The 13,321-nt window shown below is 70.9% G+C and carries 11 protein-coding genes and 1 pseudogene; 5 read left to right on the top strand and 7 right to left on the bottom strand.

Annotated elements, in window-relative coordinates:
* Positions 1-199: 199 nt before the first annotated feature.
* The 3 genes from RCO28_RS37035 to RCO28_RS37025 all read right to left on the bottom strand — a co-directional run bounded on the left by RCO28_RS37035 (position 200) and on the right by RCO28_RS37025 (position 3,838).
* Positions 200-1,636, bottom strand: coding sequence for an MFS transporter (locus tag RCO28_RS37035; protein WP_308945783.1), 1,437 nt, complete (start codon positions 1,634-1,636; stop codon positions 200-202).
* Between the two features lie 56 nt (positions 1,637-1,692).
* Positions 1,693-2,697, bottom strand: a complete 1,005-nt coding sequence (locus RCO28_RS37030) for a 2-hydroxyacid dehydrogenase (RefSeq protein WP_308945782.1) — start codon at positions 2,695-2,697, stop codon at positions 1,693-1,695.
* A 154-nt stretch (positions 2,698-2,851) separates the two neighbouring features.
* Positions 2,852-3,838 (bottom strand): LacI family DNA-binding transcriptional regulator, encoded by a 987-nt coding sequence (locus RCO28_RS37025; protein ID WP_308945780.1) that lies wholly within the window; start codon positions 3,836-3,838, stop codon positions 2,852-2,854.
* A gap of 246 nt (positions 3,839-4,084) precedes the next feature.
* Here RCO28_RS37025 and RCO28_RS37020 point away from each other — a divergent pair, with 246 nt between their 5' ends.
* Positions 4,085-4,927 carry a transporter substrate-binding domain-containing protein gene (locus RCO28_RS37020; RefSeq protein WP_308945779.1) on the top strand — a complete coding sequence of 281 codons (843 nt, stop codon included), beginning with the start codon at positions 4,085-4,087 and terminating at the stop codon, positions 4,925-4,927.
* Between the two features lie 47 nt (positions 4,928-4,974).
* On the opposite strand, the gene RCO28_RS37015 is transcribed toward RCO28_RS37020, so the two are convergent.
* Both RCO28_RS37015 and RCO28_RS37010 read right to left on the bottom strand, forming a co-directional pair.
* Positions 4,975-5,874 carry an MBL fold metallo-hydrolase gene (locus RCO28_RS37015; RefSeq protein ID WP_308945778.1) on the bottom strand — a complete coding sequence of 300 codons (900 nt, stop codon included), beginning with the start codon at positions 5,872-5,874 and terminating at the stop codon, positions 4,975-4,977.
* 56 nt (positions 5,875-5,930) lie between these two features.
* Positions 5,931-6,614: a GntR family transcriptional regulator gene (locus RCO28_RS37010; protein WP_308945777.1), complete on the bottom strand. Its 684-nt coding sequence runs from the start codon at positions 6,612-6,614 to the stop codon at positions 5,931-5,933.
* A 245-nt stretch (positions 6,615-6,859) separates the two neighbouring features.
* Between RCO28_RS37010 and RCO28_RS37005 the strand changes: the two genes are divergently transcribed.
* From RCO28_RS37005 to RCO28_RS36995, 3 genes are read left to right on the top strand one after another with little or no spacing between them, the layout of a single operon-like run.
* The gene (locus RCO28_RS37005; protein WP_308945776.1) at positions 6,860-8,104 is read left to right on the top strand and encodes an MFS transporter; all 1,245 of its coding nucleotides are present in this window, start codon (positions 6,860-6,862) and stop codon (positions 8,102-8,104) included.
* Positions 8,101-9,255 carry a GAF domain-containing protein gene (locus tag RCO28_RS37000; protein WP_308945775.1) on the top strand — a complete coding sequence of 385 codons (1,155 nt, stop codon included), beginning with the start codon at positions 8,101-8,103 and terminating at the stop codon, positions 9,253-9,255. The genes RCO28_RS37005 and RCO28_RS37000 overlap by 4 nt, the downstream gene beginning before the upstream one ends.
* Positions 9,256-9,288: 33 nt before the next feature.
* Positions 9,289-10,194 (top strand): polysaccharide deacetylase, encoded by a 906-nt coding sequence (locus tag RCO28_RS36995; RefSeq protein ID WP_308945774.1) that lies wholly within the window; start codon positions 9,289-9,291, stop codon positions 10,192-10,194.
* Between the two features lie 98 nt (positions 10,195-10,292).
* Here the strand turns inward: RCO28_RS36995 and RCO28_RS36990 are convergent, their stop codons facing one another.
* Complete coding sequence (locus RCO28_RS36990) at positions 10,293-11,027, bottom strand: dienelactone hydrolase family protein (protein ID WP_308945773.1); 735 nt, start codon at positions 11,025-11,027, stop codon at positions 10,293-10,295.
* Between the two features lie 471 nt (positions 11,028-11,498).
* Positions 11,499-11,828: pseudogene (locus RCO28_RS36985) on the bottom strand (zinc ribbon domain-containing protein); the annotation flags it as partial.
* A 154-nt stretch (positions 11,829-11,982) separates the two neighbouring features.
* Here RCO28_RS36985 and RCO28_RS36980 point away from each other — a divergent pair.
* Positions 11,983-13,158 (top strand): PQQ-dependent sugar dehydrogenase, encoded by a 1,176-nt coding sequence (locus RCO28_RS36980; protein WP_308945772.1) that lies wholly within the window; start codon positions 11,983-11,985, stop codon positions 13,156-13,158.
* Positions 13,159-13,321 lie beyond the last annotated feature (163 nt).

Genomic DNA, 13,321 nt, shown 5'->3' with positions numbered 1-13,321 from the left:
GGTGAGGAGCGCGGCGGTCGGAGCGGGGGTGAAGCGGGCTTCTTTGTAACAGCCGCCGGGGGCGGTGGTGAAGCGAGTTTCTTTCTAGCAGCAGGCCCCGGGGTTCCGATTCATCAGCGTGTACAAAAGCGAGCGGCCGACTACGTGCATCTGTCGAATGCGCGCAGTCGGCTCGGTCTCGTACGGGAACGGGGTCGGTTCAGGCTTGAGTGCGGGGTTCGGGGGCGGTTTTGGTGCCCGGTCCCGGCTGGGTGGGGATGCCGTCGGCGGTGGTCTGCCGGGGTGCGCGGATCGCGTCCGGGGTGGCGGTGGCGGTGGCGTCGCGCGGGTCGGTCAGGTCGCGGTCGAGGGTCTCCGGGGCCTTCACCGTGGCCCAGGTGCTGATCGCGGCGACGAGCATCATGTACGCGGCGATGGGGATCCACGAGCCGCCGAACGCGGTCTGCAGTCCCGCGGCGACGAGCGGGGCGATGCCGCCGCCGAGCACGGCGGAGATCTCGCGGCCCATGGTCACTCCGGCGTACCGGTAGCGGCTGCCGAAGAGTTCCGGGAACCAGCTGGTCTGCACGCCGACCGCGCCGTACGCCGGGAGCACGAAGCCCAGGCAGATCACGAGCGTGATGGCCACCGCGGAGCCGGTGTTGAGGGCGAGGAACGCGGGCACGGGCAGCACGACGAGGGAGACCATGATCGCCCCGTACACCGGTCGTCGCCCGAGCCGGTCGGAGAGCACACCGAAACCGAAGGCAGCGGCGGAGCCGCAGAGCGCGCCGAGCAGTAGCGCCTTGGGCGGGAAGTCCTCGGCGACGCCGACCGTGGTGATCAGGTAGGACGCCATGAAGACCTGGAAGGTGTACGACTGGGCGTTGGAGCCGACGTTCATGAGGATGACCAGGAGGAGCGGACGGCGCCCGCGGGTGAAGACCTCCTTGACGGGGGCGGGCGGCGGCCCCTGCTCTTGCCCCTGTTCTTCCTTGATCTCCTCGAAGACGGGGCTCTCCTGGAGTTTGCGGCGCAGGATCAGCGCGGTGACGGTGACAAGCAGGCTGCTGGCGAAGACCAGGCGCCAGCCCCAGCTCATCAGCGCGTCGTGCGGCAGGAGTTGGACGAGGATCCAGGCGAGCGCGCCGAGTGCGGTGCCGAGCGCCGCCCCCGACATCACCAGGGAGGCCGTGCGCCCGCGGCGTCCGGGCCGCGCGGTCTCGGTCAGCAGGGTGGCGCCGCCGGACTGTTCGGCCCCGGCGCCGAGCCCCTGGGCCATGCGGCACACGAGCAGCAGGATCGGGGCGAGGATGCCGACGTGTCCGTACGTGGGCAGGAAGCCGATGGCGAGGGTGGAGCCGCCCATGAGGAGCAGCGTCATCACCAGGACCCACTTGCGGCCGAGGCGGTCGCCGTAGCGGGAGAAGAACAGCCCGCCGAGGGGGCGCGCGGCGAAGCCGACGGCGTACGTGGAGAAGCTGGCGAGGATGCCGACGGCGGGCGAGACGTTGGGGAAGAAGAGCTTACTGAAGACCAGCGCCGACGCGGTGCCGTAGATGACGAAGTCGTACTGCTCCAGGGCGGTGCCGATGAATCCGGCCCAGGCGGCTCTGCGGGGTGAAGGGGCGGTGCGGGAGGGGGAGTTGGTGGTCACGGTCCACACTTCCTCGGGTGGGTGACGGGGACGGGTAGGAGCGCGGCGGGGGATGGTCAGGCGGGGGTGACCGTGACCACGCGCTGGAGTTGCTCACCGGCGGCGAGGCGGCGGATGTTGGCCGCGATGTCGTCGGCGCGGCGCTGGAACGTCTGCCGGGTGAGGGCCGACGAGTGCGGGGTCATGAGGAGGTTGTCGAGCTCGTGGAAGGGGTGTGCGGCGGGGGCGCCGTGGTGGCCGGAGGCCGGGTACTGGTACCAGACGTCGATCGCGGCGGCGCCGATGGTGCGGTCGCGCAGGGCGTCGTACAGGGCGTCCTGGGCGACGACGGGGCCGCGGCCGACGTTCACGAGGACGGCGGTGGACTTCATGCGGGCGAGTTCGGCGGCGCCGATGAGGCCGGTGGTCGCGGGGGTGTGCGGGGCGGAGACGACGACGGTGTCCGCCTCGTCGAGGAGGGTGGCCAGGCCGGTGTCGGTGCGGCCCGCCCAGGCGAGACCCTCGGCGGCGGCGTCGGTCGAGCCGCTGCCGGTGACGGCGATGCCGCGGGTGCCGAACGCGGCGAAGCGCTGCCAGGCGGTCCGGCCGATGTGCCCGAAGCCGACGAAGCCGACGGTGGAGCCGGCCAGGGAGTCCCGCCAGGTGGCGGCGGGGTCGTAGGCGGGGGTGTCCCAGGTGCCGCGGCGCAGGGCGGCGTCCTGGGTGAGGAAGCCGCGGTGCAGGAGGACGGCGGAGGCGACGGCGTACTCGGCGATGGACTCCTCGTGGTGGTGCGTGTGGGCGACGACCGTGCGGGGCGGCAGGGCAGAGGTGTCGATCCGGTCGGTGCCCGCACCGGCGGCGTGCACCAGGCGCAGCCGCTTGCCCGCGCGGGCGATCGGTGCGGGGCAGAGCCCGGAGACCAGTACGTCGGCGTCGGCGACGGCCGACTCCACGGCGGCCGGGTCGCGCGGGTCGGGCCAGTCGGTGACGGTGCCTTCGGGGAGGTGCGCTTCGAGGCGTTCGCGCTGGGGCTTGATGCTGGAGTCGGCTATGACGACGCGCAGGGCAGGGGTGTTCACGGGTGCGGCCCTTCTGAGCTGAACATCAGGTGTTTGTGCGGCAGTTGACGGCTGTTGTGGCAGCTATTGACGGCCAGTGATGGCCGGTGACGGCTATAGCCGACGCTTGTCGCTACTTGCCGACGCTTGCCGCTGCGTGCCGCTGCTTGCCGGGTCAGGCGTGGGGCGCGGGCCCGGTCGTCTCGCGTACGACGAGCTGGGTCGGGAGGGTGACGGTGCGCGGCGTGGAGGGGGCCGCGCCGAGGGCAGTTTCGAGGAGGTCGAGCGCCGCGCCGCCCGCCTCGCGCATGGGCACGGCGACGGTGGTCAGCGCGGGCCTGGCCTGTTCGGCGAAGGGGGTGCCGTCCACGCCGACGACGCTGAGGTCTTCGGGTACGCGCGCGCCCAGCGCGTGGGCACCCGCGACGACGCCGAGCGCCATCGGGTCGTTGTGGGTGAGCACCGCGGTCGCCCCGGTGGCGAGCACCCCGGCCGCGGCCGCCTTGCCGCCCTCGTACGTCTGGGCCTGCCAGCCGAGCGGGAGCAGGTCGAGTTCGGCGTCCTTCGCGGCGGTGCGGGCCTGTTCCACCCGCTCCCGGTTGAGGCGGGAGCGGCGCTCGCCCTGGACGTAGGCGAGCCGGCGGTGGCCGAGGGCGGCGAGGTGTTCGCAGGCCTGCCGGATTCCGTCCGCGGTGTCGGTGAGCACGCAGGCCGTGCCCGGTGCCTCCCGGTTGACGAGGACGACCGGGGTGGCTCCGCACAGGTCGAGGAGCTCGTCGGTCTCCAGCCAGGGGGTGCAGAGCAGCAACCCGTCGGCCCGGTCGCGGAGTTGGGCGATGACCTCGCGCTCGCGCTCGGGCCGGAAGTCGGTGTCGGCGAGGACCACGGTCGTACGGCGGCCTCGGCCCGCCGCCTGGGCGGCCTTGACGAAGATGCCGAAGAGCGGGTGCGCGATGTCGGGGACGACGACGGCGACGGTGGCGCCCTGCGGTTCCGTCGCCGCCGGGCGGACCGCGGGCGGTGCGTAGCCGAGCTCCTGCGCGGCGGTCAGCACCTTGCGCAGGGTGGTGGGGCCGAGCCGGCCCGGGTCGCTGTAGGCGCGGGACGCGGTCGACAGGGCGACCCCGGCGCGCTTGGCCACATCGGTGAGCGTTGCCGCCAACGGTCCACCCCCAGAGTGCGGTTGACCCGGCGGACAGCCGGGCCGCGACCGGTCGTCGGTGACCGGTGGCGCTCATCCTGCGAAGGCTTGCGCAAGGTTGTCAATGCTTGCCGCACAGGTTTCCGAGGGCGGGCCGCACGGTGAACTCCCCTGCGTTCAAAGGGTGAGCAGGGGCTTCACCCGCGCGAACCGTTCTGCGATGGTGTTCCGGCCCCGTCGGCCCACACTCGTAGAGGAGTCGTCGTCATGAAGCGCGCCGCCACTCTGTCCGTCCTGGTCTGTCTCCTCGCCGCGACGGCGGCCGCGCCCGCGTCGCCGAACGCGGGCGAAGGCTCGGGCGCAAGCTCGGGTGCCCAGAAGTCCAGGCACGGCAGCCTGCTGGACTCCGTGCCGCGTTCCGGTGTCCTGAAGGTGTGCACGACGGGCGACTACCGCCCCTTCACCCACCTGGATCCGGCCGACGGCAGCTACAGCGGCATCGACATCAAGATGGCCGAGGACCTCGCCGACAGCCTCGACGCCAAACCGAAGTACGTGGCCACGACCTGGGCGAACCTCACCAAGGACGTCGCGGCCGGGCGGTGCGACATCGGCGTCGGCGGTGTCTCCGTCACTCTGCCGCGGGCCCGCCAGGTGTACTTCGGCGAGCCGACCCGTACGGACGGCAAGACGCCGATCGTGCGCTGCGCCGACAAGGACCGCTTCGGCGAAGGCACGCTCGCCGACATCGACAAGCCCGGCACGACCGTCATCGTCAACCCCGGTGGTACGAACGAGGAGTTCGCGCGGGAGAACATCAAGCAGGCGACCATCAAGCTCCACCCGGAGAACACCACGATCTTCCAGGAGATCGTCGCGGGCCGTGCCGACGTGATGATGACGGACGCGAGCGAGACCCTGTACCAGTCCAAGATCAATCCGGAGTTGTGCGCCCTGCACCCCGAGAAGCCGTTCACGTTCTCCGAGAAGGCGTACGCGCTGCCACGCGGGGACGAGCAGTTCAAGGAGTACGTCGACCAGTTCACGCATCTCGCGACGCACGACGGGACGTACGCGGCGTACGAGAAGGAGTGGATGGGCACGTCCTGACGCGGCCGGACCGCGCGGGCCGGGACTGGTCCTAGAGGGCGTCTCACCTAGGCCGCGCGGAAGCGGCCCGGCTCGCCCTCCTCGACCCGTCCCGCGGCGCTCAGCCGGTCCAGGTGCTGCAGGGCGGTCCTGCGCTCCACCGGTCGTACGTGCGGCCCTTCGACGTGCGGCCGGTAGACCAGGCGGTGGTCCACGATCTCGTCCAGGGTGCGCGGCTCGGCGAGGAACGCGAGCAGGGCCGCGTCCCTGCGCTCCACGACTCCGGCGAAGGCGGCGAGCCGTCGGCGGAACTCCTCGGGCCCTTCGATCACGCCCTTCTGGTGGGACGTGCCGTACCAACGGGCGTCGATCTCCCGGCACTTCCGCAGGGACGCCTCGAACGCGCCGAGGTCGCTGCCGAGGTCGCCGTAGTACGGGCCGAACGACGTCAGGTCGATGTCGGCGACGAACAGGAATCCGTCCGGCTCGACCAGGAAACCGCAGTGCCCGACGGTGTGGCCGGGCAGGTGCACGACCGTGACGGTCCGGCCGCCGAGGTCGAACACGGCCCCGTCGTCGAACCCCTGGGCGTCCGGCCGCCCCTGTACGTGGAAGTCCTCCCGCATCGACTTGTCGACCTCGACGACCGCCTCCGGCGACAGCCCCAGCCCGGCGACCAGCGTCGCGCGGGAGCGCAGCGCGCCGAGGTCCGCCGCGTGCACCTGCACCGGCACGTCGCTGTAGCTGCCGAGACCCGCCATGTGGTCCTCGTGCGCATGGCTCACCAGGACCACGTCCGCGGGCGGCCCGCCCGCCACGAGCGACAGCGACGGGTCGACGACGAGTGCGGATGTCGACCCGCGCACGAGCAGCGAGTTGCCGTACGGGTAGGCGCCGCGCCGGGCACCGACGAGCACGTCGACCCCGCCGTACGCGACCGTCGTGTATTCCGGGGTACGCGAAGACATGGGGACAGTTGATCGCACGGGGGCGGTCGGTGGCGACCCCGGTACGCGCGGCGCCGCTACTCCCCCGCGTCGGGCTCCTCGAACAGCATCCGCAGCGCCACCTCGCGGTAGTGGCGTACGTGGTGCAGTGACGCCTGCGCGGAAGCGTCCGCGTCGCCCGAAGCGATCGCCTGGTAGAGGGAGTTGTGCTCCTCCCAGAGCGTGCCGGGCTCGTCGACCTGCTGGAAGAGCCAGCGCAGGCGTCCCTCCAGGGGTTCGACGGTGGAGGCGAGGAGTTCGTTGTCGGCGAGTTCCATGATCTGGTGGTGGAAGGCCGCGTTCGCGCGGGAGATGCGGTCGGGTCTGCCGGCGAGGGTGGCGCGGCGGGCGTTCTCCAACAGCCGCTTCAGGGTGGCGAGTCCGCGGGCGTCGCTGCGCTCGGCGGCGCGGCGGACGGCCATCACCTCCAGAGCCTCGCGGAGGTCGAAGAGGTTCTCCACGTCCTTGCGGTCGTACCCCTTGACGACGATGCGGCGCGGTGACGCGGCGGTGAGGAAGCCCTCGGCGATCAGGATGCGGATCGCCTCGCGCACGGGGACTCGGGAGACGCTGAACTCCTCGGCGAGATCACGCTCCACGAGCCGGTCGCCGGGGCCGAGCCGGCCGGTGATGATGCGGTCGCGCAGTTCCTCGCAGACCTGGTCGCGCAGCCAGGCCGTCCTGGTGAGGGATGCGGCCGGCTGCGGTCCGTTCTGAGTCACGTTTCCTCCCCGTAAAGATCTCCACTTACGGTATACCAAACCCTTGACGCCCCTCCGGAGCGCCTCCATCATTTGGTATGCCATAGCGGGAAACACCCAGGTCAATGGCGCGCCACCCCTGCCTGAAGTGCTGCATCCCGCCCTGCCCGAATTGAGGGTATGCCATGAGTTCATCGACGGCTTCACAGTCCACAAGCTCCAGCAGACGGGCCCCGAAAGACCGGCCGAGCCGGGTCCGTTGGAAGATGTTCGTCCTGTTGCTCGGCGTGGTCGCGCTCAACTACATCGACCGCGGCTCGGTGTCCGTGGCCCTGCCCCTGATCACCGAGGATCTGGGGCTCAGCAAGGAGACCACCGGCTTTGTGCTGAGCGCGTTCTTCTGGTCGTACGCGCTGATGCAGATCCCCGGGGGCTGGCTCATCGACCGGTTCGGTCCGCGCCTGATGGCCTCCGGCGCCTGCGTGGGCTGGGGCGTCGCCCAGGGCGTCACCGCTGCCGCGACCGGCGTCGGTTCCCTGCTCGGCTACCGGCTGCTGCTCGGCGCCGTGGAGGCACCCGTGATGCCGGCGGGCGGGAAGCTCAACGCCCAGTGGCTGCCCGCGAAGGAGCGCGGCCGCGGTGCCGTCCTCCTCGACGGCGGCGCGCCGTTGGGCGCGGCGCTCGGCGGCGTCATCATCTCCGGCCTGATCGCCTGGACGGGAAGCTGGCGCACCAGCTTTGTGATCGCGGGCGTCGCCACGGTCGTGGTGGGTCTGCTCGCCTACTGGTACATCCGCGACACCCCACGCGAGCACCCCGGCGTCAACGAGGCGGAGGCCGCGTACATCGAGCGCGCGCACGCCGAGGAGGACGCCGCCGCGGACGGCGGCGACCAGCGCACCGGCCTGCGCCCGTACCTCAAGTACCGCTCGTTCTGGGCGATGTGCCTGGGCTGGATGGGCTTCAACGGGGTCTTCTACGGGCTCCTCACCTGGGGCCCGCTCTACCTCTCCGAGACCAAGGGCTTCGACCTCACCACCATCGGCTGGTCGACGCTCGTCATCTTCGGCGCGGGCTTCATCGGCGAACTCATCGGCGGATGGCTCGCCGACCACTGGCGCTCCCGGGGCGCGGGCGCCAACAAGGTCATGCGGACGCTGATGGGCATCGCGGGCGCGGCCGTCGTCGCCGGTCTGCTCGGCGTGGTCCTGGTGCCGGACGCGCTGACCGCCGTACTGCTGCTCTCCGGCGTGCTGTTCTTCCTGCGCTGGGCCGGTCTGTACTGGTCGCTGCCGTCGCTGCTCGGCGGGCGGGCCAACGCCGGTGTGATGGGCGGCGCGATGAATCTCGCCGGGAACATCGCGGGCATCGTCACGCCGATCGCGGTCGGTTTCATCGTCGGCGGCACCGGCTCGTACACCTGGGCGCTGCTCTACTTCGTCGGCGCCGGCCTCGTCTTCACCGCCTCGTCCCTCGTCCTCGACTACAGCAGGAGGCTGTCCGTCCGATGAGCCCTGTCCGTATCGGCATGCTCACCCCGTCCTCCAACACCTGTCTGGAGCCGGTCACTTACGACCTGCTGCACGGCACCGGCGCCGCCACCGCGCACTTCGCCCGGGTGCCGGTCACCCGGATCGCGCTCGACTCGGGGGCCGACGCGCAGTTCGACCCGGCGCCGATGCTCGCGGCGGCCCTGCAGCTCGCCGACGCGAAGGTCGACGTCATCGCCTGGAACGGCACGTCCGGCTCGTGGCTCGGCGTGGACCGCGACCGCGCGCTCTGCGAGTCGATCACCGCCGAGACCGGCATCCCCGCCACCACCTCCACGCTCGCGCTCCTCGACGCCTGCGCCGCGTACGGGGTGACCCGCCTCGGGCTCGCCGTGCCGTACACCCGGGACGTCGCCGAGCGGATCGTGCAGGCGTACGCGAAGGAGGGACTGGCCTGCACGCTCGCCGAGCCGCTCGGCATCAGCGAGAACGAGGCCTTCGCCCGCGTCCCGGAGGCGGACGTCGCCCGGCAGGTCGAGGCGGCCGCCGAGGACACGCACGCGGTGGCCGTCGTATGCACCAACGTGTACGGGGCCCGGCCCGCCGCCGACCTCGAACCGGCCCTGGACATCCCGGTGTTCGACTCGGTGGCCGCCACCCTCTGGAAGGCCCTCGACCTGGCGGGCGCCCATCCGGCGCTGCGCGGCCACGGCGGCCTGCTGCGCTCCGGCAGCCTGCGGGCCCGCGTCCAGGAGGCCCTGGCCACGCTGCGCACGGCGACCGGCGCGGACCGCACCACGTTCCGTGTCGACCTGCCGGAGCACGGCCTCGCGGTGGACCTCACCGCCGGGGAGGCGCTCGGCGACGGCATCCGCTCCATCCGCCGCGACGCCTCCCTCGACCAGCGCCGACTCAACACCGTGCGGTGGCTGGAGCAGCACCGCAGGCCCCTCGTACAGCCGCACTTCCGCGGCGACCCGCAGCCGCCGCAGGCCCTCGTCGACGTGTACGGCGTCAACGCGCAGCTGCTCGCGCCGGTGGAGCGCGACGGCGCGATGGCGGGCTGGATCTCGGTGCACAGCATGACCGAACGCGACTGGAGCGACCGGGACTCCACGGCCGTGGCGGACGCGGTCGCCCGCATCCGGGCGGCACTCGACGCGGCCCACTGACATCCCCACCTCCGCACAGACAAGGACCCGCACATGCCCAAGGACATCAAGATCGCGCTCGGTGTGGACGTCGACGCCGTCGCCGGCTGGCTCGGCTCGTACGGCGGCGAGGACTCGCCCAACGACATCCAGCGCGGTGTCTTCGCCGGTGAGGTCGGCACCCCGCGCCTGCTGAAGCTGTTCGAGCGCTACGGAATCCGCACCTCCTGGTTCATCCCCGGCCACTCCATCGAGACCTTCCCGGCGCAGACCGAGAGGGTGATCGAGGCCGGTCACGAGATCGGCGCGCACGGCTACTCGCACGAGAACCCGATCGCCATGACCCCGCGGCAGGAGGAGGACGTCCTCGCCCGCAGCGTCGAGCTGATCGAGTCGTTCGCGGGCCGCAAGCCGCGCGGCTACGTCGCCCCCTGGTGGGAGATGTCCGCCCAGACGGCCGCGCTGCTCCACAAGTACGGCTTCTCCTACGACCACTCGCAGAACTACCGGGACTTCACCCCGTTCTACGCCCGCGTCGGCGACAGCTGGACCAAAATCGACTACACCAAGGACGCCGCGGACTGGATGAAGCCCCTGATCCACGGCCACGAGGTGGACCTCGTGGAGTTCTGCGGCAACTGGTACGTGGACGACCTGCCGCCCATGATGTTCAACAAGCACTCCCACAACAGCCACGGCTACGTCAGCCCGCGCGCCCTGGAACAGGACTGGAAGGACCAGTTCGACTGGGTGCACCGGGAGTTGGACTACGCCGTCATCCCGGTCACGCTCCACCCGGACGTCAGCGGTCGCCCGCAGGTCCTGCTGATGCTGGAGCGGTTCATCGAGTACGTCTCCGGCCACGAGGGCGTGAGCTTCTGCACCCTTGAGGACGCGGCGGACGACTTCAGGCAGCGGTTCCCGTTCGCGGGCAAGGAGCGGCCCGCCGACATGCGCTGAGCGTGACGGTGCGCCACCCGTAGACCACGCTTGCGCCGTCGGCACGCACAGGAGCGTGCCGACGGCGCAGCGCCTTCTCAACTCCCCGTCGGGAACGGTCACTTGATCGTCGGTGCGCCCTCCAGGAGGGCGAGCAGGCGGTCCCAGTGGCGTTCCAGGCCGGACGGGCTGAACGCGTCGGTGTCGGCCATGGTGAAGCCGTGGGCGGTGCCGGGGTAGATCTCGGAGGTGTGGTCAACGCCTGCCGCGTCCAGGCTCCGGTTGAGCTCGGCGAGGCCCTCGGGCGTGAGGTCGCCCTCGGCGTGGCCGAGGTGGACCTGGGCGGTGAGCTCGGCGAAGAGGCCCGGCCCGTCGGCGCCCACGGGCGCGTGGAAGGCGGCGACGGCGGCCACCCGGCCGGGGTGCGCCGCGGCGGTGCGCATCGCCAGGAGGCCGCCGATGCAGTAGCCCGTCACCGCGACCGGACCGGCGCCCACCTCCGGCTGGTCGGTGAGGAACTTCAGGTAGGCGTCGGCGTCGCTCAGGACCCGTTCGACGGTGTGCGCCTCGATCAACGGCATGAGGTCGGCCATGACCCGCGCCCGGTCCTCCTCCCCTATGTACTCGGGGAGTTCGATCACCGGCGTCGGACCGTGCCGGTAGAAGAAGTTGGGGACGAGCACGTAGTAACCGTGCCGCGCCAGCTCGTCGGCCATCTCCCGCAGCACCGGCCGGATACCGAAGCCGTCCGGGTACATCAGCACCCCTGGGTGCCGCTCGCCGTCGTCGGGGCAAGCGGCGAACCCGTCGGCCTGACCGTCAGCGGTGGGAATCTGCAACGTCTTGATGGGCATGAGGTGTCTCTCCTGTCGTGGTCGATGTGTGAAACGTCGATCAGAACGACGGAGGCGGAGCCCGCGCGGCAGCGCCAGTTCCTTGGTCGACCAGCGGGCCCATGCCGGCCCGTACGGCGCTCAGAAGGGCACCGGGTCACCGATCTGTGTGTGGCGCGAGGCCGTCCCGGGAGTCATCGCCGCGCAGCATAACCGTCCGGCTCGACCCGCCGCCAGCGGATAAGTCCGGCGCTGCGCGAAGGGTGAACTCCTCGGCGGGCGTGCGAGGTTGACGAAGTTGCCGAGGTTGACGCCGATCGGGCTAGGCATGCCGTTTCCCGGCGGCAATGGTCTATGCCAAGCGCCTGCGTCTCCGTATCCTCATCCGTAGCCATTGAAGGCTCCCCTGCCTGAAGGCGGGGGATTCCCGCCCGGCCTGGCGGCCGGGCGCCGCTTGCGCGGCACCTTCGGGCGTGTGTGGGGATTCACGGCTCAGGCCGCCTCCGGGAGCAGCGCTCCCGCAGGTCTTGTGCCCTCAGCACCATCCGGGTTCCAACCTGCCCGGACCAGCATCACGCGCGCGGAGTTCTTGTCCCTGGGCGAGACGGCTCCGCACACAGAGCAGGCGTAGGTTCTTTCGGAAAGGGGGAGTGCGTGCTTGGTTCTCGCTCCGCACTGTGCGCAGTCCATCGTGGTATGCGCGGGATGCACCAGGGCGATGTTCCACCCGTGCTTGCGGCCCATCTCGATCAGCGCCTTCTTGGTGGCGCCGATCGCGGCGTCGGCGGCCTTGCGGGCCATGGTGGTCTTCGCGAGGAACTTCAAGGAGGGAGCATCCTCGGAGTAACCCGGTGACACACCATCCCTACCCCATTCCACCACCCAGGTTGCGTGTCGCCGCGGGCACTTTGTCGCGGTCTCGGGCTCTGCCACGGCAGCCGCGCGACCTCTCCTTCGCCGCCCGTAGGAGGGCCACGTGAACGTTCGCACCCGAAGCTCGACGATCATCGGCACCGCCTGCCTCGTCGCCTCCCTCGCCCTGGCCACGGCTTCCGCCGGGGAGCCCGACGGCCTGCGCGACTCCCCCGAGCAGGCCGCCGAACAGGCCGCCGTGCACGCCGCAGCCCAGGTCACGCTCAAGGAAGTGGCCACCGCCAAGAACCCGTCCGCCGGAGCGGCCGGCCCCGGCAACACCGTCTGGATCGCCGAACGCGCGGGAACCGTACGGGTCCTGGGCGACCAAGGTCTCGGCGAGCCCGTCCTCGACATCTCCGGCGAGACGACGACCGACGGCGAACGCGGCCTCCTCGGCATCGCCTTCGACCAGGACTTCAGCCACTTCTACCTCTCGTTCACCGACCGCGAAGGCACCAGCACCGTCGACGAGTTCGCCGTCAAGGACGGCAAGCTGCAGCCCGACACCCGGCGCACCGTCCTCACCCAGACCCAGCCGTACGCGAACCACAACGGCGGCGACATCAAGTTCGGCCCGGACGGCTATCTCTACATCGCACTGGGCGACGGCGGCTCCGGCGGGGACCCGCACGGCAACGGCCAGAACCTCGACACGCTCCTGGGCAAGCTGCTGCGGATCGACCCGAGCGGCGGGGATCCGTACGCCGTGCCCGCGGACAACCCGTTCGTCGACGACCCGAAGGCCAAGGACGAGATCTGGGCGTACGGGCTGCGCAATCCATGGAAGTTCTCCTTCGACTCGGGTACCGGTGATCTGCTGATCGGTGATGTCGGCCAGAGCGCCTGGGAGGAGATCGACTGGGCTCCGGCCGACAGCAAGGGCGGCGAGAACTACGGCTGGTCCGCGATGGAGGGCAACCATCCCTTCCGGGGCGGCACCGAGCCCGCGAACCACGTCCCGCCGGTCCACGAGTACGACCGCAACGGCCTCGGCTGCTCGGTGACCGGCGGCTTCGTCTACCGCGGCGACAAGGTCCCGGGGCTTCAGGGCCAGTACGTGTTCAGCGACTACTGCGACGGCACGCTGCGCTCGCTGCAGATCGAGAACGGCAAGGTGACCGGCGAGCACGACCTCGGGGTCAACGGCGGCGAGGTCGTCTCGTTCGTCCAGGGCGGCAACGGTGAGCTGTACGTCCTCGACCTCGGCGGCAGCGTGTCCCGGATCGACCCCGCCTGACCGGTCCCCTAGGGTCCGTCTCCCCGATCTTTGCGGGCCCTAGCTGTATTGATCACGAGCGTTGTTAACGCTGGTGGGCTTGATCATGGCGAAGGCCCCCGTGTGTGGTGGAGGTGTCGAATCTTCACCGCACGGAGGCCTTCGTGTCCCACCGTAATGCCCG

Source organism: Streptomyces sp. LHD-70, assembly GCF_031157275.1.
GTDB lineage: Bacteria > Actinomycetota > Actinomycetes > Streptomycetales > Streptomycetaceae > Streptomyces.
The sequence above is the reverse complement of the archived record's forward strand: the minus strand, read 5'-3'. Positions and strand labels throughout refer to the sequence as shown.

Excerpts from the sequence above, each read along its gene's own strand:
- RCO28_RS37020 (WP_308945779.1), top strand. The coding sequence starts at position 4,085 with ATGAAGCGCGCCGCCACTCTGTCCGTCCTGGTCTGTCTCCTCGCCGCG.
- RCO28_RS37015 (WP_308945778.1), bottom strand. The coding sequence starts at position 5,874 with ATGTCTTCGCGTACCCCGGAATACACGACGGTCGCGTACGGCGGGGTC.
- RCO28_RS37005 (WP_308945776.1), top strand. The coding sequence starts at position 6,860 with ATGTTCGTCCTGTTGCTCGGCGTGGTCGCGCTCAACTACATCGACCGC.
- RCO28_RS37000 (WP_308945775.1), top strand. The coding sequence starts at position 8,101 with ATGAGCCCTGTCCGTATCGGCATGCTCACCCCGTCCTCCAACACCTGT.
- RCO28_RS36990 (WP_308945773.1), bottom strand. The coding sequence starts at position 11,027 with ATGCCCATCAAGACGTTGCAGATTCCCACCGCTGACGGTCAGGCCGAC.
- RCO28_RS36995 (WP_308945774.1), top strand. The coding sequence starts at position 9,289 with ATGCCCAAGGACATCAAGATCGCGCTCGGTGTGGACGTCGACGCCGTC.